This is a genomic window from Proteus genomosp. 6, assembly GCF_040139785.1.
In the GTDB taxonomy this organism is placed as follows: domain Bacteria; phylum Pseudomonadota; class Gammaproteobacteria; order Enterobacterales; family Enterobacteriaceae; genus Proteus.
Genome location: NZ_JBEEVJ010000001.1, coordinates 567,561 through 589,480 on the forward strand (window position 1 = coordinate 567,561; position 21,920 = coordinate 589,480).

Genomic DNA, 21,920 nt, shown 5'->3' on the forward strand with positions numbered 1-21,920 from the left:
TCCTTAGCTCAGCTGGATAGAGTACTCGGCTACGAACCGAGCGGTCGGAGGTTCGAATCCTCCAGGATGCACCATCTTAAAAGCCTCGCTTATTGCGGGGCTTTTTGCTTTCTACCATTCTATTATTTTTCATAATATAACGTCTTTGTTTAGCACCAACTAACAATGCTAACATCATCTAATCAGCGACAATTTAGTGACTTTGCGATAAAGTAACTCCTATCTATTTACTAACATCAATCAACGCGGGAGGTCACCTTTGATCCCGGACGTATCAAAAGCGCTTTCTTGGTTGGAAGCACACCCTAAAGTTTTATGTGGCATCCACCGTGGTATAGAGCGTGAAACTTTAAGAGTTACGCCAGAAGGCAATTTAGCATCAACAGAGCATCCTATTTCATTAGGTAAATCATTAACTCATAAATGGATCACAACTGATTTTGCTGAGTCTCTATTAGAGTTTATTACACCTGTTGATGACAACATTGCACATACCTTGCATTTTTTAGGTGATTTACACCGCTATACAGCTCGTCACTTAGATAATGAACGTATGTGGCCTATGAGTATGCCTTGCTTTATTGAAGCCGAAGATAAGATTACCTTGGCTCAATTTGGTACCTCTAATGTTGGGCGTTTTAAAACACTCTATCGTGAAGGGCTTAAAAATCGTTATGGCGCGTTAATGCAAACTATTTCAGGTGTGCATTACAACTTCTCACTGCCTATCGAATTTTGGCAAGCATGGGCAAATGTAAAAGATGAAGAGAGTGGGAAAGAGGCGATTTCTGATGGTTACTTACGTCTTATTCGTAACTATTATCGCTTTGGCTGGATCATTCCATTTTTCTTTGGTGCATCACCGGCAATTTGTGGATCTTTCTTAAAAGGAAGAGAAACAAATCTACCATTTGAAAGTACTCCTAAAGGGGCGAAGTATTTACCTTATGCAACGTCATTACGTTTAAGTGATTTAGGGTATACCAATAAATCTCAAAGCGATTTAGATATCACCTTTAATCATCTTGAAACGTATGTCAAAGGGCTGAAAAAAGCGATTCATAAGCCTTCTGAAGAGTTTGCTAAATTAGGTGTTAAGAAAAACGGTGAATATATTCAGTTAAACACCAATGTGTTGCAGATTGAAAATGAACTCTATGCGCCTATTCGTCCTAAACGCGTGGTTAAAGGGGATGAATCACCTTCTGATGCGTTATTACGTGGTGGTATTGAATATATCGAAGTTCGTTCACTTGATATCAATCCATTTACGCCAATTGGCGTTGACGAAACTCAAATTCGCTTCCTTGATTTATTCCTGATCTGGTGTGTATTAGCTGATGCTCCAGAGATGAGCGCCTCTGAATTAGCGTGCTGCCGTTCAAATTGGAATAACGTTATTCTAGAAGGACGTAAGCCAGGTCAAGTTATTGGAATGGGTTGTGGTGAAAGAAAAGAGCCATTAGCGCAAGTGGGTAAAGCCTTATTTGCTGATTTAGAACGTGTTGCTAATGTTCTTGATTGCTGTTCAGGCACTAAATATATGGAAGTTTGCGTTAAGTTAGAAGAAATGTTTGATAATCCTGAATTAACTTTCTCTGGCAGACTTTTAGATAAAATTAAAACGCAAGGCATTGGTGGTTTCGGCTTGTCTTTAGCTGAAGAATATTACCAAGAATTAATTAAAACACCTTATGAAACGTTAACCGATGAAGCTTTTGATCATGAGAGAATTTCATCCATAAAACGTCAAGAAGAGTTAGAAAAGAGTGATACCATTTCTTTTGATGAGTATTTGAAGATCCATGCGGGGACAAACACCGATAACGTGGCTTCCTAAACTTAGATAGAAAAAAGCCACACTAAGATTTGTGTGGCTAAAAAATTCTATAGAGAAATAGGGATGATAACAATTTGCGCGTATTCATTACTAAGACCAGGCTACTTGCAGAAAGTTTCATTTTTTCTTAAAAATATTTAAATTTTTCTTAGGAGGTTTTTTATGCCTTTATTGGATAGCTTTACTGTTGACCATACACGTATGTCAGCACCTGCTGTACGCGTTGCTAAAACAATGAAAACGCCATCAGGTGATACCATCACGGTATTTGATTTACGTTTTACTGTGCCAAATAAAAAAGCCATGCCTGAGAAAGGAATTCATACTCTAGAGCATCTGTTCGCTGGATTTATGCGTAACCATCTTAATGGTGATGGTGTTGAGATAATTGATATTTCCCCAATGGGATGCCGTACAGGCTTCTACATGAGCTTAATTGGACAACCTGAAGAGCAACGTGTAGCTAATGCATGGAAAGCGGCAATGGAAGATGTTTTGAAAGTAAAAGATCAAAACCATATCCCAGAACTGAATGTGTACCAATGTGGTACCTATGAAATGCACTCACTGACAGAAGCACAAGATATTGCACGAGATATTTTATCTCATAGTATTGGCATTAATCATAACGATGAATTAGCACTACCTGAAGAGACTTTAAAAGAGCTACATATTTAAGTCACTGTCACTTCATAAAATTAGGGGACAATAGATCAAGAAATTCGCATCCTGATTTATTGTCTCTTTTTTATTTTTATCTCCTTTATTATTTTTCTTTTCTCTACTCCATTGTTTTATTTTCTTATCTTCTTATATTGTTAGCACAGTAATGGATTAAATTTATGCTTAATACACGGAGTACACTTTTGTTATGGAAAATCGCAAATTCTCATCACCTAAATTAGTGTTAGAGTTTTTTGTTCGAGAATTTTATTTTGTAGGTAAAGGCACATTGCGTACCCAATTTCCTAAAGATGCCTTTTTCTATCAAGGACGTTCTAAAGCACTTGAATATCGTTACTTTGAACGAGTCCACAAAAAGTATGTTAAACGCTCTCAGTGTGAACCAGAGCTTATTATCAAGCCTGATTTATTATTGCTATCGTCTGAACTCAATACTGAATTATTTGCCAAAATCATTAAACCACAAACAAACACCATAATGAAAATAAGTGGTGATTATCTTTATAAAGAAAAAGAAGAAGAGCAATATCATTGGTATTTTCAACAAGATAAAATTAAAACAAACAGTTATAGTGGCGATAATTCACAGTTAAAATATGAAAATATTTGTAGCTTAGCACCTCATCATTTTAATATTGAAGCGATAAACGGTGAGGAGGCGCTTATTACTAATTTTCCACGCAAGTCCCTTTCTCTTACTTTGAATAAAGGAGAAACTGCGTGTTTTATTTGTCGGCGTGAAGAGTATGGTGCTGATTATTCTTATCAGCCTGCATTAAACTTAGTTATGTGGGTCAAAAATCATGGTTTCTATTCTGATTATCAACAATTAAAACCTGCAAAATTAATACAAGAGCAAGCGATAGAACCTTTCTATATGAAACCCGCCAGAGAGTTTGATTTTCGTAATAGCAAATTACGATTTGAGCTAGGATAAACAGTAGGAAATAAGCGCCTTAGAAGGCGCTTATTTTGTATTCATTAATGATGTGGGATTGAAAGGTGGCGAATTAATGCCTTTTTAATGACGTTATCTTGAACTTCAAGTATTTCAAATTCGTAGTCACTCACTTTTATTTTATTACCTACAACAGGTAAGTCTCCCAACTCTTCAATAATGACGCCGTTGATCGTTCGAGCTTCATCTTCAGGTAAATGCCAACCAAAAGCTTTATTGATATCTCGAATGTTTGTTGTACCATCGACTAATAATGAACCGTCTTTTTGAGGAATAACTTCTTCAGCTAAAGATGGGGACATCGAGGTAGTAAAGTCACCAACAATCTCTTCAAGAATATCTTCAACAGTGACTAAACCTTGAATCTCACCATATTCATCAACCACAACACCCGCTTTTTCATTATTACGCTGGAAGTTGACGAGTTGTAGGTTTAATGGTGTGCTTTCTGGAATAAAGTAGATTTTATCGGCCGCTTTCATCAGAATTTGCTTAGTAAATTCTTTTTTCTCTGTCATTAAGCGATAAGCTTCTCGTACTCGTAACATACCAATTGCATCGTCGAGAGTGTCACGATAAAGCACAATTCGACCGTGTGGAGAATGAGTTAATTGTCTTACGATAGATTTCCATTCGTCATTGACGTCGATACCAAAAATCTCATTTCTTGGCACCATAATATCGCCAATCGTCACTTTTTCTAAATCTAAAATCGACAGCAACATGTTCTGATTTCTTTGCGAAAGCTTTGATTTAGATTCATTAACGATAGTTCTCAATTCTTCTTTTGAGACTGCATTTCCCTGTATTATTGGGGATTTGATACCAAAAATACGCATGAGTATTAATGTGATTTTATTAAAAAACCAAACAATAGGCAGCATCATTTTTTGCAAAGGAGAAAGAATAACACTACTTGGATAAGCAACGCGCTCTGGATAAAGTGCCGCGATTGATTTTGGAAGCACTTCAGCAAAAATAAGGATAATAAAGGTCAGCACACCCGTGGCTATTGCTACACCTGCATCACCATATAAACGCATACCAACAATGGTAGCTAGTGCAGACGCAACAATATTAATCAGATTATTGCCAATCAATACTAAACTAATCAATCTGTCAGGACGTTGTAATAATTTTTCCACACGTTTTGCAGAGCGATTTCCTTGTTTTGCAGCATGACGAAGACGATAGCGATTAATCGTCATCATACTGGTTTCAGTCCCAGAAAAATAAGCTGAGGCAATAATCATACATACAAGTATGATAATGAGCGTAGTTGTCGACACATGCTCCAAAATTGAGATCCTTTTGCTACCCTAAAATAGAAAATTAATTAAGCACTAACTCTTGTAATAAACGATTACCGAAAAAAGCTAATGTCAAAATAATAGCGCCAATCAAATTAAAGATAATGACTTTCTTTCCTCTCCATCCTTCTCGGAAATGTCCCCATAATAAAATGATGTAAACAAACCAAGCAATGATAGAGAAAATAGATTTATGGATATTTTCTTTACCAAAAATATTATCCATATACACCAAACCTGTACATAAGGTCAGTGTCAGCAATACGACACCTACTTGTGTGATATGAAACATTTTACGCTCAATTGACATTAATGGTGGCATTTGAGGTGAGAATTTTAGTTTCTTATTTTTTAGTTGATAGTCGAGCCAACTAAGTTGTAAAGCATATAGAGCGGCAATTAACAGTGTGGCATAGCTTAATAAAGCCAGCCCAATATGAATAAAGAGTGATGTACTACTTTCAAGATGTGTAACAAATTCACCTGGCATCAGCGCTGCAATAACAAGATTGACTATTGCGAAACAATAAACAATAGGCAGCAAGAACCATGCACGGCCACGAGAAGCCACAATCGTCATGATAACGCAGACCATCAGGCTCACAATCGCACCTAGATTGGTGAGTGAAAGATTTTGTCCGCTGTGGGGGCGGAAAATTAAAAATTTTAATGAAATGGCATGTGCAATAAGTGCAATTACCGCAAATAGTAGAGCTAATCCGCGGTATCCATTCTGCTCTTTTCGTAACAGACCGGGCAAAAACAGCACCAGACTGAGTAAATAAGCGCAGACAGCGACGATAGAGATTGATATAACGGGCATAGTTTCGCTTACATATATTGTTTGAATAACTTCCTAGTATAGCGCTAGGAGCATACGGCTCCAACTATTGAAGTCATTAAGCTTAAATCTCTATGCAGAGATCCGCGAGTCATCGTGATATAATCGGTGGCATACATGACCGATAAGCCCAACTTTAACACTGAGCTAAGATAATGTTTGAGAATTTAAGTGACAGACTATCGCGCACATTGCGCAATATAAGCGGTCGAGGAAGACTGACCGAAGAAAACATCAAAGAGACACTGCGTGAAGTACGTATGGCTTTATTAGAAGCTGACGTTGCCTTACCTGTGGTTCGTGATTTTATTGCGCGCGTCAAAGAGAGCGCAGTAGGGCATGAAGTTAACAAAAGCCTGACACCGGGTCAGGAGTTTGTGAAGATTGTTCAAAATGAACTCGTCAATGCGATGGGGGAAGTGAATACTGACCTTGATCTATCAGCGCAACCGCCAGCTGTTGTGTTAATGGCAGGTTTGCAAGGTGCCGGTAAAACAACCAGTGTCGCAAAACTAGGTAAATTCTTAAAAGAGAAAAAGAAGAAAAAAGTTCTTGTTGTTTCTGCTGACGTTTATCGCCCAGCAGCGATTAAACAGCTTGAAACGTTAGCCGAAACGGTTGGCATTGATTTCTTCCCTTCAACTGTTCAAGAAAATCCAGTCACAATTGCAAGTAATGCATTAAAACATGCACAACTTCAATTCTATGATGTATTGCTGGTGGATACGGCAGGTCGTTTACACGTAGATGAAGGCATGATGGAAGAGATCCAACTTCTCCATAAAGCCATTAATCCAGTTGAAACCCTGTTTGTTGTTGACGCCATGACGGGGCAAGATGCGGCAAATACAGCAAAAGCATTCAATGAAGCATTGCCATTAACAGGGGTTGTATTAACCAAAGTTGATGGTGATGCGCGTGGTGGTGCAGCATTATCCATTCGCCATATCACGGGTAAGCCAATTAAATTCCTCGGTGTTGGGGAAAAAACAGAAGCCTTAGAACCTTTCCACCCAGATCGTATTGCCTCTCGTATTTTAGGCATGGGTGATGTTCTGTCTTTAATTGAAGACATTGAAAGCAAAGTTGATAGAGCACAAGCTGAAAAGCTAGCGACAAAGCTTAAAAAAGGTGATGGCTTTGATCTAAATGATTTTTTAGAACAATTAAAGCAGATGAAAAACATGGGCGGCATGGCGAGTATGTTAAGCAAAATGCCGGGTATGTCTCAGGTGCCAGATGCAGTAAAATCACAAATGGATGATTCAATTTTAGTGAAAATGGAAGCGATTATTAATTCCATGACTAAAAAAGAACGCCAAAAACCAGAAATCATCAAAGGTTCTAGAAAACGCCGTATTGCAGCGGGTTCAGGAACACAAGTGCAAGACGTCAACCGTTTATTAAAACAGTTCGATGATATGCAACGTATGATGAAAAAAATGAAAAAAGGTGGCATGGCTAAGATGATGCGTAGCATGAAAGGTATGATGCCACCTGGATTCCCAGGCCGATAAAATCAAAAAGCCTGAAAAAAAACGTGCTTTGGATTGCTTTTTTCGCCAAAGTGAGTAAACTTTTCGGGCTTTTTATATGACAACCGGACTCCGTTCCTCGATGGCGTCTGGTTGTTTTATTAACTAATGAGGATGTTATGGTAACAATTCGTTTAGCTCGTGGCGGCGCAAAAAAGCGTCCGTTTTACCAAGTAGTAGTAACCGATAGCCGCAATGCACGTGATGGTCGTTTCATTGAGCGTGTAGGCTTTTATAACCCACTGGCAACCGGTAATGCAGAAGAATTACGTTTAGACGTAGACCGTGTTGAACACTGGGTTGCTCAAGGCGCAACAGTTTCAGAACGTGTTGCTGGCCTGATCAAATCAGCGAAGAAAAGCGCTTAATCTGTCGCGGTGGTAACAATGAGCGAACAAAAAACCTTAAAAGAACCTATAGAACCTATTGTAATGGGTAAATTAGGTTCACCTTACGGGATCCGTGGTTGGCTCAGAGTTTTTTCCTCCACCGAACACGCCGAAAACATTTTTGAATATCAACCGTGGTTTATTCAACGTCATGGACAGTGGGAAACTATTGAAATTGAAAGTTGGAAACATCACAACCAAGATATTATCGTCAAGCTAAAAGGTATTGATGACAGAGATGCGGCTAATATCCTGACTAATTTTGAAATTGTTGTGAATGCTTCGCAACTTCCAGAGCTTGAAGGTGAATATTACTGGAAAGATCTGATGGGTTGCCATGTAGAAACTGACAAAGGCTACGATCTGGGTGTCGTTACTGACATGATGGAAACGGGCTCAAATGATGTCATGGTCATTAAAGCTAATCTGAAAGATGCGTTCGGTGCCGGGGAACGGCTAATCCCGTTTCTTGATGGGCAGGTTATCAAGAAAGTCGATCTCTCAGCGAAAAAAATTATCGTTGATTGGGATCCTGGTTTTTAGATTATTCCGGTTAACGGTTCTCAATAGTGGGACACAAAAATGTGGATTGGGGTAATTAGCCTATTTCCAGAAATGTTCCGCTCTATAACCGAGTACGGGGTGACTGGTCGGGCAGTGAAGCATGGTCTGCTCAATGTAGAATGTTGGAATCCCCGAGATTTTACATACGACAGACACAATACCGTTGATGATCGTCCTTATGGCGGTGGTCCTGGTATGTTGATGATGGTACAACCTTTAAGGGAAGCCATTCATCAAGCGAAAGCTGCGGCAGGTGATGGAGCAAAGGTGATTTATTTATCACCTCAGGGACGCAAACTCGATCAACAAGGAGTTTGTGAACTGGCAACAAATGAGAAGTTAATTCTGGTTTGTGGTCGGTATGAAGGTATAGACGAGCGTGTCATTCAGACTGAAATCGATGAAGAGTGGTCTGTAGGTGATTACGTATTAAGTGGTGGGGAATTACCTGCCATGATAATGATAGATGCAGTAGCGCGCTTTGTACCGGGTGTTCTCGGACATGCAGCCTCTGCGAAAGAAGATTCTTTTGCTGAAGGTTTACTGGATCATCCTCACTATACTCGCCCAGAGGTTTTAGATGGTATGGAAGTTCCGGCAGTTTTACTGTCAGGCAACCATGCTCATATTAATCGCTGGCGCATGAAGCAATCACTGGGTCGAACCTGGCTAAGAAGACCTGAGCTTCTGGAAAGCCTAGCTCTGACTGACGAGCAAAGAGTGCTGTTAACAGAGTTCCAACAGGAACATCTGTCAGGAACAGCAGAGTAAGTCTGACACAAGATGTCATTAATATCAGTTTACCTAGGGTAAGAGAGTTATTATGAGCAATATTATTAAACAAATCGAACAAGAACAGATGAAGCAAGATGTTCCTTCATTCCGTCCTGGTGACACTTTAGAAGTTAAAGTATGGGTTGTTGAAGGTTCTAAAAAACGTCTGCAGGCATTCGAGGGCGTGGTTATCGCTATTCGTAACCGCGGTCTGCACTCTGCATTCACTGTTCGTAAAATTTCTAATGGCGAAGGTGTTGAGCGTGTATTCCAAACTCACTCTCCAGTCGTAGATAGCATCACTGTGAAACGTCGTGGTGCGGTTCGTCAAGCTAAACTGTACTACCTGCGTGAGCGTTCAGGTAAGGCTGCTCGTATTAAAGAGCGTCTTAACGCTAAATAATACGCTTTCGCACATCCGAAAGTTATTGTTAAAAGGTCAGCATTTGCTGACCTTTTTTATATCACCCCATGTTGAAAATACTGCTTGTTAGTTTTTACCTCTTTTACCTCTATATCCCTATCTTATCTATTCTTCATATGTCGAGATTCATTAAAAGACAAGCTGTAAATATATTTTTACAAAATGGTATTTTAATTCAATCTTCATCACATTATTTATGCTCTCTCTTTTTATTGTAACTAATTGTTATTTATTGTTTATTTGTATTAAAAACATTAATCGTAAAGATATGATTACATTGCTGTCAAAATTATTAAAAATATGGATTGATTTCTTTACATTGCGTGTTATCTTATCTTTCAGACACACAAAAATCACAATGACAGATATAAAAAAGGTAAAGATTATGATCATGCAAAAAGACGCACTCAATAATGTGAATATCAGCGAAGAGCTGGTTTTAATTACTCCAGAAGAGTTAAAACAAAAATACCCATTGAGTCGCAATGATCTGCATGCCATTGCTCAGTCACGTCAAACAATTTCTGAAATTGTCCAACGTCGTGATCCTCGCTTACTCGTGGTATGTGGGCCTTGTTCCATTCATGATGTCGATGTTGCGTTAGATTACGCAAAACGCCTGAAAGTCTTAGCGTCTGAATTAAGTGATAGTCTGTATATTGTGATGCGTGTCTACTTTGAAAAACCTCGTACAACTGTTGGTTGGAAAGGTTTAATCAGCGATCCATTTATGGATGGTAGCTTTGAGATGGAAAAAGGGTTACATATTGCCCGTAAGCTATTGACTGAGCTTGTACAATTAGGTTTGCCTCTAGCGACTGAAGCGTTAGATCCTAACAATCCACAATACTTAGGTGATTTATTTAGTTGGTCTGCAATTGGAGCCAGAACAACAGAATCTCAGACTCACCGTGAAATGGCATCAGGGCTTTCAATGCCAGTTGGATTTAAAAACGGAACAGATGGTAATTTAGATACTGCGATTAACGCGATGAAAGCGGCTTCTATGCCACACCGATTTATGGGAATTAATCAATCAGGGCAGGTTTGTTTATTGCAAACACAAGGTAACCCTGATGGTCATGTTATTTTACGTGGTGGCAAAACACCAAACTACCATGAAGAAGATGTTGCTCAATGTGAAGCTCAAATGGTAAAAGCAGGATTAAAACCATCATTAATGATTGATTGCAGCCATGGTAATTCTAATAAAGATTTCCGTCGTCAAACAGCGGTGGTTGATTCTGTGATTGAGCAAATTACTAAAGGTAATGAATCAATCACTGGCATTATGTTAGAAAGCCATATTAATGAAGGCAATCAATCGTCAGAGCAATCTCGTAGTGAAATGAAATACGGTGTCTCAGTAACAGATGCGTGTATTAGTTGGGAAACAACGGAGTCAGTATTAAGAAATTTACATGCTCAACTTTCCCCGATTTTGGTTCAGCGTGAAGCTCAGTTAAAAAAAGTTAGTTAATCATAAAGAAAAAAGAGGCAAGCATAGATGGCTGAAGAATTACAAGGTTTGCGTGAGCAAATTGATCAGGTAGATAAATCACTGCTTTCTTTACTCGCAAAAAGAATGCAGTTGGTAGCTGAAGTGGGAGAAGTTAAAAACCGTCATGGCTTACCGATTTATGCGCCTGATAGAGAAGCCGCTATGCTTGCTTCTCGTCGTAATGACGCACAAATGATGGGAATTTCCCCAGATTTGATTGAAGATGTGTTACGCCGAGTAATGCGAGAATCCTATACTAAAGAGAATGACAAGGGATTTAAAACTCTTAACCCTCAACTTGGTAAAATCGTTATTGTGGGAGGAAATGGGAAAATGGGTAAACTATTTTCTCGTTTGTTTACACTCTCTGGCTATCAAGTTGAAAGTTTAGAAGCTGATGAATGGCAAACTAAGTCGCCTGCTATTTTTGATAATGCAGGAATGGTAATAATTAGTGTACCTATCCATTTAACCGTTGAGGTTATTGAACAATTACCGCCATTGCCTAAAGATTGCTTATTAGTCGATTTAGCTTCTATCAAAAAAGCCCCTTTAGAGGCGATGTTAAAGGCACATAGTGGGCCCGTTTTAGGTCTTCATCCAATGTTTGGCCCTGATGTGCCCAGTTTGGCAAAACAGGTTGTGGCTTATTGTGAAGGCCGAAACCATCAAGAATTTGAATGGTTGCTAGAGCAATTAATGGTATGGGGAGCAAAAATTGAGGAGATTACGCCAGAAGAGCATGATAAAAACATGAGTTTTATTCAAGCACTTCGACATTTTACTACCTTTGCTTACGGTCAGCATTTAGCAAAAGAAAAAGTGGACTTAGCCAGTTTACTGCGACTCTCATCTCCTATTTATCGCTTAGAATTGGCAATGATAGGACGACTGTTTGCTCAAGATCCTCAACTCTATGCTGATATTATTTTATCATCACAAGAGAATATTGAACTAATTCGTAGATATCATCATTCTTTGGGGCAAGCTATCGATTTATTAGATATAAATGCAAAGAGTGAGTTTGTTCGTTCATTTAATAACGTGAGTGATTGGTTTGGCGATTATGCTACTCAATTTATGAAAGAGAGTGGTGTATTATTACAAAAGGCTAACGATAGCCGAATCTAGTTAAATTATTTGTTATATAAAAGGTCGAGCAATAAAATAAATTGTTCGGCCTTTTTATTTTATTAATTATTTCATGTTTAGCTTATCACCAGTCATCATCACAAGGTGGCCAAACACAACGACTAGAAGCAGAGATATTGCTATTATTTTGAGAATATTCAATTTTCGATGTTATATTTTTTTCTGCCTTATCATCAAAATAAGCACTCGTATAACTAGCGAATAAAAATGAGCATATTAAAATATATGATTTATTCATAATAACTCCTTTTAAAACAAAATGCTTAAAAGTTAATAATCTTTAGGATCTGGACATGGGCTTACTGTACAACGTTTCAAACTCGTTTGAGACGTTAGTGAGTAAGTGTGATAACCCTCTTTTAATTTAATTTCATCTACGTTATTGGTAAAAAATAGACTTAAAATCAGTATGATAAAAGTGTTCATATTCTTTCCCTCCATTTAATAATAGATAAGAATCACCTGTTTTTACTTAGAAAATAAAAGTAGAGAAATATAAATATATATTTAAAAACAATAAGATAAATATCTATATTTATTAATAGATTAATACATCTTGTGTTTATTGTTATTTAATTGTTATCTCAGAGTTTAATTTAATAATAATTAATGTTCAAGATTGTCTTTTTATTAAAAGTTATTTGTTGATGAGATCTTAAAAATGAATGAAATTAAAAGGTATTATTAAAATTATAACAATGATCAAAAAAATGCCTATAACAATTATCGTAAATTATATTTTATAAGCTCTTTTTTTTTGCAATAAGTGCTAAAAATTTCATTGTATTATTTTTTGTTTATATTTCGACGTGTTTTTCAAGGGGTAATTTATGGATTTTTTAATACAACTCGCCATTATATTAGTGTGTCTATTTTATGGGGCTAGAAAGGGAGGAATTGCACTAGGTCTATTAGGTGGTGTAGGTTTGGTTATTTTAGTTTTTGTTTTTAACCTCCCTCCAGGAAAACCACCTGTTGATGTAATGTTAGTTATTATTGCCGTTGTTTCTGCATCAGCAACATTACAAGCATCTGGTGGATTAGATGTTATGTTGCAAATAGCAGAAAAATTATTACGTAAAAATCCAAAATATATTTCTATTGTTGCACCACTCGTAACTTGTACTCTTACAATATTATGTGGTACTGGGCACGTTGTTTATACCATATTGCCAATAATCTATGATGTGTCGATTAAAAATAATATTCGTCCGGAAAGACCAATGGCGGCAAGTACAATCGGCTCTCAAATGGGGATTATTGCCAGTCCAGTTTCCGTTGCCGTTGTTACATTAGTCGCAATGCTCGGTGATGTGACTTTTAATGGTAAACACCTTGAGTTTTTAGATTTATTAGCAATTACTATTCCTTCTACTTTTATCGGTATTTTAGCCATTGGTATCTTTAGCTGGTTTAGAGGAAAAGATTTAGATAAAGACCAACGCTTCCAAGAATTTGTTTCGGTTCCTGAAAACCATGATTATGTTTATGGTGATACAGCAACACTTCTAGATAAAAAGCTCCCTATGAAAAACTGGGTAGCAATGTGGATTTTCTTAGGTGCAATTGCTGTTGTGGCAATATTAGGTGCTTTCTCTGAAATACGTCCTGTATTTAATGGCAAGCCATTATCTATGGTGCTCGTTATTCAAATGTTTATGTTATTAGCTGGCGCGTCAATTATTATTATCTGTAAAACCAACCCTTCTCTTATTTCTAAAAATGAAGTATTTCGTTCAGGGATGATAGCAATTGTTGCCGTGTATGGTATTGCTTGGATGGCAGAGACAATGTTCTCTGCACATATGAAAGAAATAGAAGCTGCATTAGGACAATTAGTACGAGAATATCCTTGGGCTTATGCAGTTGTCTTATTATTGGTATCTAAGTTTGTTAATTCACAAGCAGCGGCTTTAGCAGCCATTGTTCCTTTAGCATTGGGTATTGGCGTTGATCCTGCTTATATCATTGCATCTGCACCTGCTTGTTATGGTTACTATATTCTTCCTACTTATCCTAGTGACTTAGCCGCTATTCAATTTGACCGTTCTGGTACAACTCGAATAGGGCGATTTGTTATTAACCATAGCTTTATTCTACCAGGATTAATTGGTGTAACTGTTTCCTGTGTCTTTGGTTGGATATTTGCAGCGATGTATGGCTTCTTATAATGAGTGACAAAGTAAGAATATGAGATAAAAAAAGCCAGATAGGTGATGTACTATCTGGCTTATTTATTAGTGGATCGTTTTATTATTTTACTTCAACAGGAACGACATTCTCGGAAGGATAACAACCTAATACTTTTAATGAACGTGTTGTTTGTGATAAATCGTGTAAGGCTTTTTGCATATTAATATCACGTAAATTTGCTTGAACATCAATATAAAACATCTCTTCCCAAGGTGTGCCATTAATAGGACGAGACTCGAGTTTCGTCATAATAATGTCGTATTTTTTTAAAATCATTAATGCATCGACTAATGCACCCGCTTGTTGCCCAGTAGCCATTAAGAAGGTTGTTTTAGCGGGTACTTGCTCTGAAACATCAATAGCTTTTCGTGCAATAACAATAAAGCGTGTTACGTTTATTTGCTGGTTTGCTAAATTATTAGCTAAAGGTTTTAAACCATAAAGAGAGCCACCGGCTTCACTACCAATAGCCGCAACAAGTGGTGATTGTGCAAGAGCTACTTTTTCCATTGCAGCAGCTGTACTTTCGCAATATTCAATTTTCCAGTTTGGATACTGATTTAAATAATGACTGCATTGTTGGAAGGGTTGAGGATGACTATAAATAGTTTGCAACTCTTCTGTACTGCTATCGACACTTGTTAAAAGCGCATGATTAATAGGGATGCGAATTTCTCCAACAATAGAGATTGATGTTGTTTGCAGTAAATCGTAAACATCATTAATTGCCCCTGAACTGGTATTTTCAATAGGTAGTAAACCGTAATCAGCTTGGCCTGTATCGACAAGTGTAAAAATGTCATCAAATTTCTGGCAAGTGCAATCAACGAAGCTATCAAAATGGCGGGCTGCATATTGACGAGCAGCAATATGTGAATAAGAGCCTTTAGGCCCTAAATAAGCAATTCTGGCTGATTCATTCGGTGTTGCATTAAGATGTTGTTGTAGAATGGCTTGTTGCGTTAAGACAGAGTCTTCAATGATCATTTGAAAAATACGACTAATATAAAAACCATCTAGCCCAACGTTTTTTCCTTTCTCAATTAATAAATCAAGTAATTCACGCTCACGATTTTTATCTCTAATAGGGCGATGTGTATTCAATTTAAATTGAGCAACATCAGCAGATAATTGACGTCTGTTTGCTAACAATGTTAGTAATTCTGAATCTAACATTGTGATTTTATCTCTGATTGCTGATAAATCGAGTTTTTCCATGTTTAAGCCCTATACCGTTATGTCATGCCATCATAAATAAAAAAGCCTCCAATTTTGGAGGCTATTGTCGTTCTTACTTTTCTTTCTGAAATGACAAAGCCTCTTAATGAAAGAGTAGAAAGAAAAAGAAGAAAGGCAAATGTGAATGTTTTTTCATTATATTGATTGGTAAATTATTTAACATATCGCTATCAAACATGATGATGTGAATAGAGTCAAGAAAAATACAATAAAAAGCGCATCACGAGGATGCGCAGAGGCGTTTTGAGTCAGTGATTTATTCTAATTTTTAATCTTGCTTTACTATTTACATTTCATCGACAAGTAAATTCTCTTCTTTCAGGCTGTTATCAGCCCGACGAGATTCGTTTTTATGCTGAACTTTGTTTAATTGACGTTCAAGTTTTGCGAGTAATTCATTAATTGCAACATACATATCAGTGTGTTGTGCATTAGCGACCAATTGCCCATTTGGTGTATGAATGCTGGCATCAACACTAAAACCTTTAGGATCTTTCGTAAGAATAATATGAGGATTGATTAAATTCACCTGCCATTTATTGAGTTTAGTTAGACGGCTTTCAATGTGTTCACGTAGTGCTGGGGTAATTTCCATTTGTTTGCTAGTAATATTTATAATCATATAGTTACCTCTTTATTACTCCGTCTTCGATAACTTCAGAATATCGTGATACACAATTTAAAACATGATCAAAATCACTTTTTGTTAGATGTATGTGTAACTAGTAATAGAAACGTGACAAATGATAAATAGCTGAAAAAGACCGCTTGTTAAGTTGCATTTATTCAGTCATATTAGGAAGGTTGGGCTGATGAAAAGCAAAGACAATTTAGCTAGAAAAGAATAAAAAAACAGCAGCGATAAGCTGCTGTTTTTGATGGTGATGTTTTTGTTAGGCTGGATTGGCTGCAATTAGTGAAGCTACTTTTTCTGCTTCTTGCGTCAGACCTAATTCTTTATAAGCGTTTTCCATATAGACAAGCGCGTCACGAGTAGCTTGTGTGTCAGGATAATCGCGCATCATTTGCTCTACTCTATTAATAACCGCGACATAAGCCCCTCGTTTAGTATAGAATTTCGCAACAGAAAGCTCATACTTCGCTAAACGGTTTTTAAGAAAGACTAGGCGTTTGGTTGCATCGGCGACATAAAGGCTGTCTGGATAGTAACGAACTAATTGACTAAAATCTTTAAATGCCACGATGGCATGTTGAGGATCACGGTCTGAACGATCAATACCAAAGAATCCTTGTAATGCACTATCATCTAATGCTTGAGCTGTTAAGCCTCGCATATAAAGAACATAGTCGATATTAGGATGGGTTGGGTTTAATCGCATAAAACGGTCGATTGCAGAAATCGCCATTGGTAGTTCCGCTGATTTATAATAAGCATAAATCAGATCGAGTTGAACTTGTTGCGAGTAAGGGCCAAAAGGATAGCGATTATCGAGAGACTCTAATTGTTTGATAGCCGCTCCATAATTGCCATCTAGCAATTTTTCCTGACTGGTTGAGTAAAGCTCAGAAGGCGACATATCGGCAGTAACGTCTTTGTCTGAACTCGAACAGCCAGCAAGTAACAGGCTTACAGTGGCCGCTGCCACCAGGTATTTAATGCGTCTCATCACGTATTGATTATCCTCTGAATAGGTTTGGGGAGTCTCTCCGTGAAGCTCCCCTGAAATCGGTTACACTATAACTCATTTTAAATGAAACGGCTGTGCCGTCAAAACACTAACTTAATTAATAGAAAATTATTTATGTCTCAACAAATACGACTTAATGCTACAGTCGCAGATTCACAGCTGGGTCAACGCTTAGATCAGGCTTTGGCCGAAATGTTCCCTGATTATTCAAGATCTCGTATAAAAGAGTGGATCTTAGACAATAGAGTGCAGGTTAACGATAAAATCATCAATAAGCCAAAAGAAAAAATGCTTGGCGGTGAAAAAATTGAAGTCGATGCCTTAATTGAAGAGGAAGTTCGCTGGGAGCCTCAGAATATTCCGTTAAATATCGTTTATGAAGATGACGATATTTTAGTTATCAATAAGCCAAGAGATCTCGTTGTTCATCCTGGTGCGGGTAATCCTGATGGCACCGTATTAAATGCATTACTTTATCGCTATCCAGAGATTGCTAATGTACCTCGTGCGGGTATTGTCCATCGATTGGATAAAGATACAACAGGTTTAATGGTTGTTGCAAAAACAGTTCCTGCTCAAACGCATTTAGTTGAAGCTTTACAACGTCGTGAAATCACGCGTGAGTATGAAGCGGTTGCAACAGGAAGAATGACTGCGGGAGGATTAGTGAATGAACCTATTTCTCGACATCCAACTAAACGGACACATATGGCTGTGCACCCAATGGGTAAACCAGCAGTAACACATTATCGTGTTATGGAGCATTTCCGTGCTCATACACGTTTGCGTTTACGTTTAGAAACCGGTCGTACTCACCAAATTCGTGTTCATATGGCTCATATTCACCATGCTTTAATCGGTGATCAGCTTTATGCAGGAAGACCTCGTCCTTTAAAAGGGGCTTCAGATGAATTACGTGAAACGTTACGCTTATTTGATAGACAAGCGCTACATGCAACGATGCTACGTCTTTATCATCCAATAACAGGTATTGAAATGGAATGGCATGCACCATTGCCTGATGATATGGTTAAGCTTATCGATGTGCTAAAAGCTGACGTTGAACAGTTTAAAGATGAAATGGATTGGTAAATGACTTCATTGATTTTTCCAGATTGGCCACAACCTGAAAATATTGGGTCTTGCAGTACCTTGAGAGAAGGTGGGATTAGTCTACCGCCTTATAACAGCCTCAATTTAGGTACTCATGTTGGTGATAAATTGTCTGATGTTGAAGAAAATAGACGCAGACTTTGCCAGCAAGCTCAATTGCCTGAAATGCCACTATGGCTTGAACAAGTTCATGGTACTCATGTTGTTACGCTAAATACTGAGAAAAATGATGAAATACAAGGTGATGCCCTTTACACCTCTACCGTGAAAAAAGTTTGCGCAATTATGACGGCAGATTGTTTGCCAGTCCTTTTTACAACTGTTGATGGAACAGAAGTTGGCGCCGCTCATGGTGGATGGCGAGGGCTTTGCCATGGTGTATTACAGAATACACTTGCGCAGTTTAAAGCACCTAAAGATCAAATTATGGCATGGCTAGGGCCAGCAATTGGACCAACTGCTTTTGAGGTTGGTGCAGAAGTCCGTTTGGCGTTTATAGAGAAAAATATTGCCTTTGAATCTGCATTTATTCCCCATAATGGTAAATATTTAGCTAATATTTATATGTTAGCGAGAATAATCTTACAGGAAAGTGGAATAACTCAGATTTATGGTGGCGATTTTTGTACTGTAACTGAGCCATCGCGCTTCTTTTCTTATAGACGAGAGCATGTAACTGGGCGAATGGCATCATTAATCTGGATTAAATAAACTTCCTCTCAACGTTTTTTCTCACTTATCTCAAATATTGATGAATATTTTTGCTCAAAATTTTTATTTTGAGCTTGAATATTGTCAAAATGACCTCATCTATTCTCCAGTTACGAATTTTACTTTAAATTTTACTTGGAGGTGTTATGCGTCTGGATAAATTAACCAACAAATTCCAGCAAGCTCTCGCAGACGCCCAGTCATTGGCACTTGGGAACGATAATCAATTTATAGAACCCATACATTTACTGAGTGCGTTATTTAATCAACAAGGTGGCTCAATTCGCCCTCTATTAACATCCGTAGGTGTTAATGCATCGCAATTTAATGAGCGAATTAATGATGCTTTGTCTCGATTACCTAAAGTCGAAGGTGCTGGTGGAGAGGTTCATCCCTCAAATGATTTAATTAAGCACCTTAACTTGTGCGATAAATTGGCACAGAAAAAAGGTGACGAATTTATTTCGTCAGAGCTCTTTCTTTTAGCTGCTATGGAAACCGGTGGACAAGTTGCTGATATGCTAAAAGCTGCCGGAGCGAATAAAGCAAGTCTTGAGATAGCGATTGAAAAAATACGTGGTGGAGAAACAGTGAACGATCAAAATGCAGAAGACCAACGTCAGGCATTGAAAAAATATACTGTGGATTTAACGGAAAGAGCAGAACAAGGCAAACTCGATCCTGTTATTGGTCGTGATGAAGAAATAAGAAGAACTATTCAAGTTCTACAACGCCGTACTAAAAACAACCCTGTGCTTATTGGTGAACCAGGGGTTGGTAAAACGGCCATTGTTGAAGGTTTGGCTCAACGTATTGTTAATGGTGAAGTCCCTGAAGGTTTAAAGAATAAGCGTGTACTTTCTTTAGATATGGGCTCGTTATTAGCAGGTGCTAAATACCGTGGTGAATTTGAAGAACGTTTAAAAGCGGTTTTAAATGATTTATCTAAACAGGAAGGCAGTGTCATTCTGTTTATTGATGAATTACATACGATGGTTGGCGCAGGTAAAGCTGACGGTGCTATGGATGCGGGAAATATGTTAAAGCCGGCATTAGCTCGTGGTGAATTACACTGTGTGGGTGCAACAACACTTGATGAATATCGTCAATATATTGAAAAAGATGCGGCATTAGAGCGTCGTTTCCAAAAAGTGTATGTGGCTGAGCCAACTGTAGAAGATACTATTGCTATTTTACGTGGTCTGAAAGAACGTTATGAACTTCATCATCATGTTCAAATTACAGATCCTGCGATTGTTGCGGCTGCGACTTTATCTCATCGTTATATCTCTGACCGTATGTTACCAGATAAGGCGATTGACTTAATTGATGAAGCGGGCGCAAGCCTACGTATGCAGATGGATTCAAAACCAGAAGCATTAGATAGACTTGATAGACGTATTATTCAGCTGAAACTTGAACAACAAGCACTGCAAAAAGAGTCTGATGATGCAAGTAAAAAACGTTTAGAGATGCTAAATGAAGAACTTGCTGAAAAAGAGAAAGAGTATTCTGCTTTAGAAGAAGAGTGGAAAGCAGAAAAAGCAGAACTTACTGGCACTCAACATATTAAATCTGAATTAGAGCAGGCTCGTATTGCATTAGAACAAGCTCGCCGTAGCGGTGATTTGGCGAAAATGTCAGAGATCCAATATGGACAAATCCCGACGTTAGAAAAACAGCTTGCTGAAGCTAATAAAGCTGAAGATAAACATATGAAGCTGTTACGTAATAAAGTCACTGATGCTGAAATTGCTGAAATCTTGGCTCGTTGGACAGGTATTCCTGTATCTAGAATGCTAGAAGGGGAACGTGAAAAACTGCTAAGAATGGAACAAGAGCTACATAGACGTGTTATTGGTCAAGCTGAGGCTGTGAGTGCAGTATCTAATGCTATTCGTCGTAGCCGTGCTGGATTATCTGATCCTAATCGTCCAATTGGTTCGTTCTTATTCTTAGGGCCTACTGGGGTAGGTAAGACTGAGTTGTGTAAAGCATTAGCGAACTTCTTGTTTGATAGTGATGATGCAATGGTTCGTATCGATATGTCTGAATTTATGGAAAAACACTCCGTTTCTCGTTTAGTGGGTGCACCTCCAGGATATGTTGGTTACGAAGAAGGTGGATATTTAACAGAAGCCGTTCGCCGTCGCCCTTATTCAGTCATTCTATTAGATGAAGTTGAAAAAGCGCATCCAGACGTATTCAATATTTTATTACAAGTATTGGATGATGGTCGTTTAACGGATGGACAAGGCAGAACAGTCGATTTTCGTAATACAGTTGTGATTATGACATCGAACTTGGGGTCTGATTTAATTCAAGAACGCTTCGGGACAATTGATTATCCTGAAATGAAAAACATTGTGATGGATGTTGTTGGCCATCATTTCAGACCAGAGTTTATCAACCGTATTGATGAAGTTGTGGTATTCCACCCATTAGGTAAAGAAAACATTGCAGCGATTGCACAAATTCAATTGCGTCGTTTATACCAGCGTTTAGAAGAGCGTGGTTATCACGTTACTATCACTGGGGCTGCATTAGAGAAATTGAGTGAAGTTGGATTCGATCCAATTTATGGTGCTCGTCCATTAAAACGGGCTATCCAGCAAGAGGTTGAAAATCCATTAGCTCAAGATATCTTGTCTGGCAAATTATTACCGGGCAAAGAGATTATCTTAGATTTAGATGACAATAAGATAATCGCGAAGCAGTAATAGATAACACTAAACCAAAAAGAGGCTTATATAAGCCTCTTTTTTTATACTTTATGTTTTTATTGAGTAAGGGGGATGGGGATATTTAAATATGATTTATATTATTTGAAACTTTTTTCGACAGTAAATGTCTATAAATTACACTGAATATATCGATTTGATTATTAAGTGCGCTGTCGGAAAAAAAATTGAAATAAACACTTGCGCTAATCCGAGATCTCCCTATAATGCGCATCCACTGACCGACGATGAGCAAACAACAAGCCACGCAGGACGGTGAAGAGAAAAGAAAAAAGTTTGAAAAAACTCTTGACTCTTCAGAG

The 21,920-nt window shown here is 37.9% G+C and carries 20 protein-coding genes and 1 other annotated feature; of the genes, 14 read left to right on the forward strand and 6 right to left on the reverse strand.

The window, feature by feature from the left end; all coding sequences use genetic code 11:
• Positions 1 to 259 precede the first annotated feature (259 nt).
• The 3 genes from gshA (at position 260) to ABN212_RS02500 (ending at position 3,461) form a co-directional block, all read left to right on the forward strand.
• Positions 260 to 1,840 carry a glutamate--cysteine ligase gene (gshA, locus tag ABN212_RS02490; protein WP_109374403.1) on the forward strand — a complete coding sequence of 527 codons (1,581 nt, stop codon included), beginning with the start codon at positions 260 to 262 and terminating at the stop codon, positions 1,838 to 1,840.
• Between the two features lie 162 nt (positions 1,841 to 2,002).
• Positions 2,003 to 2,518 (forward strand): S-ribosylhomocysteine lyase, encoded by a 516-nt coding sequence (gene luxS / locus ABN212_RS02495; protein ID WP_109374402.1) that lies wholly within the window; start codon positions 2,003 to 2,005, stop codon positions 2,516 to 2,518.
• Between the two features lie 193 nt (positions 2,519 to 2,711).
• Positions 2,712 to 3,461, forward strand: coding sequence for a hypothetical protein (locus tag ABN212_RS02500; RefSeq protein ID WP_198620973.1), 750 nt, complete (start codon positions 2,712 to 2,714; stop codon positions 3,459 to 3,461).
• A gap of 44 nt (positions 3,462 to 3,505) precedes the next feature.
• On the opposite strand, the gene ABN212_RS02505 is transcribed toward ABN212_RS02500, so the two are convergent.
• Positions 3,506 to 4,780 carry an HlyC/CorC family transporter gene (locus tag ABN212_RS02505; protein ID WP_196534253.1) on the reverse strand — a complete coding sequence of 425 codons (1,275 nt, stop codon included), beginning with the start codon at positions 4,778 to 4,780 and terminating at the stop codon, positions 3,506 to 3,508.
• A gap of 34 nt (positions 4,781 to 4,814) precedes the next feature.
• Positions 4,815 to 5,615, reverse strand: coding sequence for a cytochrome C assembly family protein (locus ABN212_RS02510; protein WP_069367097.1), 801 nt, complete (start codon positions 5,613 to 5,615; stop codon positions 4,815 to 4,817).
• Between the two features lie 173 nt (positions 5,616 to 5,788).
• Here ABN212_RS02510 and ffh point away from each other — a divergent pair, with 173 nt between their 5' ends.
• The 7 genes from ffh to tyrA all read left to right on the forward strand — a co-directional run bounded on the left by ffh (position 5,789) and on the right by tyrA (position 11,951).
• On the forward strand, positions 5,789 to 7,150 hold the full coding sequence (gene ffh, locus ABN212_RS02515) for a signal recognition particle protein (protein ID WP_349442823.1): 1,362 nt from the start codon (positions 5,789 to 5,791) through the stop codon (positions 7,148 to 7,150).
• Positions 7,151 to 7,287: 137 nt separating this feature from the next.
• Entirely contained in the window at positions 7,288 to 7,536 is a 249-nt protein-coding gene (gene rpsP / locus ABN212_RS02520; RefSeq protein WP_004244772.1) for a 30S ribosomal protein S16, read from the forward strand.
• Between the two features lie 18 nt (positions 7,537 to 7,554).
• Entirely contained in the window at positions 7,555 to 8,100 is a 546-nt protein-coding gene (gene rimM, locus ABN212_RS02525; RefSeq protein WP_109374398.1) for a ribosome maturation factor RimM, read from the forward strand.
• 39 nt (positions 8,101 to 8,139) lie between these two features.
• Entirely contained in the window at positions 8,140 to 8,892 is a 753-nt protein-coding gene (trmD, locus tag ABN212_RS02530; protein WP_109374397.1) for a tRNA (guanosine(37)-N1)-methyltransferase TrmD, read from the forward strand.
• Between the two features lie 52 nt (positions 8,893 to 8,944).
• Positions 8,945 to 9,298, forward strand: coding sequence for a 50S ribosomal protein L19 (gene rplS / locus ABN212_RS02535; RefSeq protein WP_023580978.1), 354 nt, complete (start codon positions 8,945 to 8,947; stop codon positions 9,296 to 9,298).
• Positions 9,299 to 9,704: 406 nt separating this feature from the next.
• Positions 9,705 to 10,799: a 3-deoxy-7-phosphoheptulonate synthase gene (locus ABN212_RS02540; protein ID WP_100158633.1), complete on the forward strand. Its 1,095-nt coding sequence runs from the start codon at positions 9,705 to 9,707 to the stop codon at positions 10,797 to 10,799.
• A gap of 27 nt (positions 10,800 to 10,826) precedes the next feature.
• Positions 10,827 to 11,951: a bifunctional chorismate mutase/prephenate dehydrogenase gene (tyrA, locus tag ABN212_RS02545; RefSeq protein WP_311748424.1), complete on the forward strand. Its 1,125-nt coding sequence runs from the start codon at positions 10,827 to 10,829 to the stop codon at positions 11,949 to 11,951.
• Positions 11,952 to 12,036: 85 nt separating this feature from the next.
• Here tyrA and ABN212_RS02550 read toward each other — a convergent pair whose 3' ends face one another.
• Entirely contained in the window at positions 12,037 to 12,210 is a 174-nt protein-coding gene (locus ABN212_RS02550; protein WP_198620969.1) for a hypothetical protein, read from the reverse strand.
• Between the two features lie 592 nt (positions 12,211 to 12,802).
• On the opposite strand from ABN212_RS02550, the gene ABN212_RS02555 reads away from it, so the two are divergent.
• Positions 12,803 to 14,143 carry an anaerobic C4-dicarboxylate transporter gene (locus ABN212_RS02555; protein ID WP_196534251.1) on the forward strand — a complete coding sequence of 447 codons (1,341 nt, stop codon included), beginning with the start codon at positions 12,803 to 12,805 and terminating at the stop codon, positions 14,141 to 14,143.
• 82 nt (positions 14,144 to 14,225) lie between these two features.
• On the opposite strand, the gene pheA is transcribed toward ABN212_RS02555, so the two are convergent.
• From pheA to bamD, 3 genes are all read right to left on the reverse strand, one after another.
• A complete protein-coding gene (pheA, locus tag ABN212_RS02560) occupies positions 14,226 to 15,383 on the reverse strand; it encodes a bifunctional chorismate mutase/prephenate dehydratase (protein ID WP_196534250.1) in 1,158 nt (385 codons plus the stop codon).
• Between the two features lie 35 nt (positions 15,384 to 15,418).
• Positions 15,419 to 15,536: a sequence feature (Phe leader region), on the reverse strand.
• Between the two features lie 154 nt (positions 15,537 to 15,690).
• The gene (raiA, locus tag ABN212_RS02565; RefSeq protein ID WP_109374392.1) at positions 15,691 to 16,026 is read right to left on the reverse strand and encodes a ribosome-associated translation inhibitor RaiA; all 336 of its coding nucleotides are present in this window, start codon (positions 16,024 to 16,026) and stop codon (positions 15,691 to 15,693) included.
• Between the two features lie 271 nt (positions 16,027 to 16,297).
• Positions 16,298 to 17,032, reverse strand: coding sequence for an outer membrane protein assembly factor BamD (gene bamD, locus ABN212_RS02570; RefSeq protein WP_198620999.1), 735 nt, complete (start codon positions 17,030 to 17,032; stop codon positions 16,298 to 16,300).
• Between the two features lie 135 nt (positions 17,033 to 17,167).
• On the opposite strand from bamD, the gene rluD reads away from it, so the two are divergent.
• From rluD to clpB, 3 genes are all read left to right on the forward strand, one after another.
• Entirely contained in the window at positions 17,168 to 18,145 is a 978-nt protein-coding gene (gene rluD, locus ABN212_RS02575; protein ID WP_075672439.1) for a 23S rRNA pseudouridine(1911/1915/1917) synthase RluD, read from the forward strand.
• A complete protein-coding gene (yfiH, locus tag ABN212_RS02580) occupies positions 18,146 to 18,877 on the forward strand; it encodes a purine nucleoside phosphorylase YfiH (protein ID WP_349442824.1) in 732 nt (243 codons plus the stop codon).
• A 146-nt stretch (positions 18,878 to 19,023) separates the two neighbouring features.
• A complete protein-coding gene (gene clpB, locus ABN212_RS02585) occupies positions 19,024 to 21,597 on the forward strand; it encodes an ATP-dependent chaperone ClpB (RefSeq protein ID WP_196534248.1) in 2,574 nt (857 codons plus the stop codon).
• The last annotated feature ends 323 nt before the right edge of the window (positions 21,598 to 21,920 follow it).

Excerpts from the sequence above, each read along its gene's own strand:
- rimM (WP_109374398.1), top strand. The coding sequence starts at position 7,555 with ATGAGCGAACAAAAAACCTTAAAAGAACCTATAGAACCTATTGTAATG.
- tyrA (WP_311748424.1), top strand. The coding sequence starts at position 10,827 with ATGGCTGAAGAATTACAAGGTTTGCGTGAGCAAATTGATCAGGTAGAT.
- ABN212_RS02540 (WP_100158633.1), top strand. The coding sequence starts at position 9,705 with ATGATCATGCAAAAAGACGCACTCAATAATGTGAATATCAGCGAAGAG.
- luxS (WP_109374402.1), top strand. The coding sequence starts at position 2,003 with ATGCCTTTATTGGATAGCTTTACTGTTGACCATACACGTATGTCAGCA.
- yfiH (WP_349442824.1), top strand. The coding sequence starts at position 18,146 with ATGACTTCATTGATTTTTCCAGATTGGCCACAACCTGAAAATATTGGG.
- rpsP (WP_004244772.1), top strand. The coding sequence starts at position 7,288 with ATGGTAACAATTCGTTTAGCTCGTGGCGGCGCAAAAAAGCGTCCGTTT.
- bamD (WP_198620999.1), bottom strand. The coding sequence starts at position 17,032 with ATGAGACGCATTAAATACCTGGTGGCAGCGGCCACTGTAAGCCTGTTA.
- ffh (WP_349442823.1), top strand. The coding sequence starts at position 5,789 with ATGTTTGAGAATTTAAGTGACAGACTATCGCGCACATTGCGCAATATA.
- clpB (WP_196534248.1), top strand. The coding sequence starts at position 19,024 with ATGCGTCTGGATAAATTAACCAACAAATTCCAGCAAGCTCTCGCAGAC.
- ABN212_RS02500 (WP_198620973.1), top strand. The coding sequence starts at position 2,712 with ATGGAAAATCGCAAATTCTCATCACCTAAATTAGTGTTAGAGTTTTTT.
- trmD (WP_109374397.1), top strand. The coding sequence starts at position 8,140 with ATGTGGATTGGGGTAATTAGCCTATTTCCAGAAATGTTCCGCTCTATA.
- ABN212_RS02550 (WP_198620969.1), bottom strand. The coding sequence starts at position 12,210 with ATGAATAAATCATATATTTTAATATGCTCATTTTTATTCGCTAGTTAT.
- ABN212_RS02555 (WP_196534251.1), top strand. The coding sequence starts at position 12,803 with ATGGATTTTTTAATACAACTCGCCATTATATTAGTGTGTCTATTTTAT.
- raiA (WP_109374392.1), bottom strand. The coding sequence starts at position 16,026 with ATGATTATAAATATTACTAGCAAACAAATGGAAATTACCCCAGCACTA.
- ABN212_RS02510 (WP_069367097.1), bottom strand. The coding sequence starts at position 5,615 with ATGCCCGTTATATCAATCTCTATCGTCGCTGTCTGCGCTTATTTACTC.
- pheA (WP_196534250.1), bottom strand. The coding sequence starts at position 15,383 with ATGGAAAAACTCGATTTATCAGCAATCAGAGATAAAATCACAATGTTA.
- rluD (WP_075672439.1), top strand. The coding sequence starts at position 17,168 with ATGTCTCAACAAATACGACTTAATGCTACAGTCGCAGATTCACAGCTG.
- rplS (WP_023580978.1), top strand. The coding sequence starts at position 8,945 with ATGAGCAATATTATTAAACAAATCGAACAAGAACAGATGAAGCAAGAT.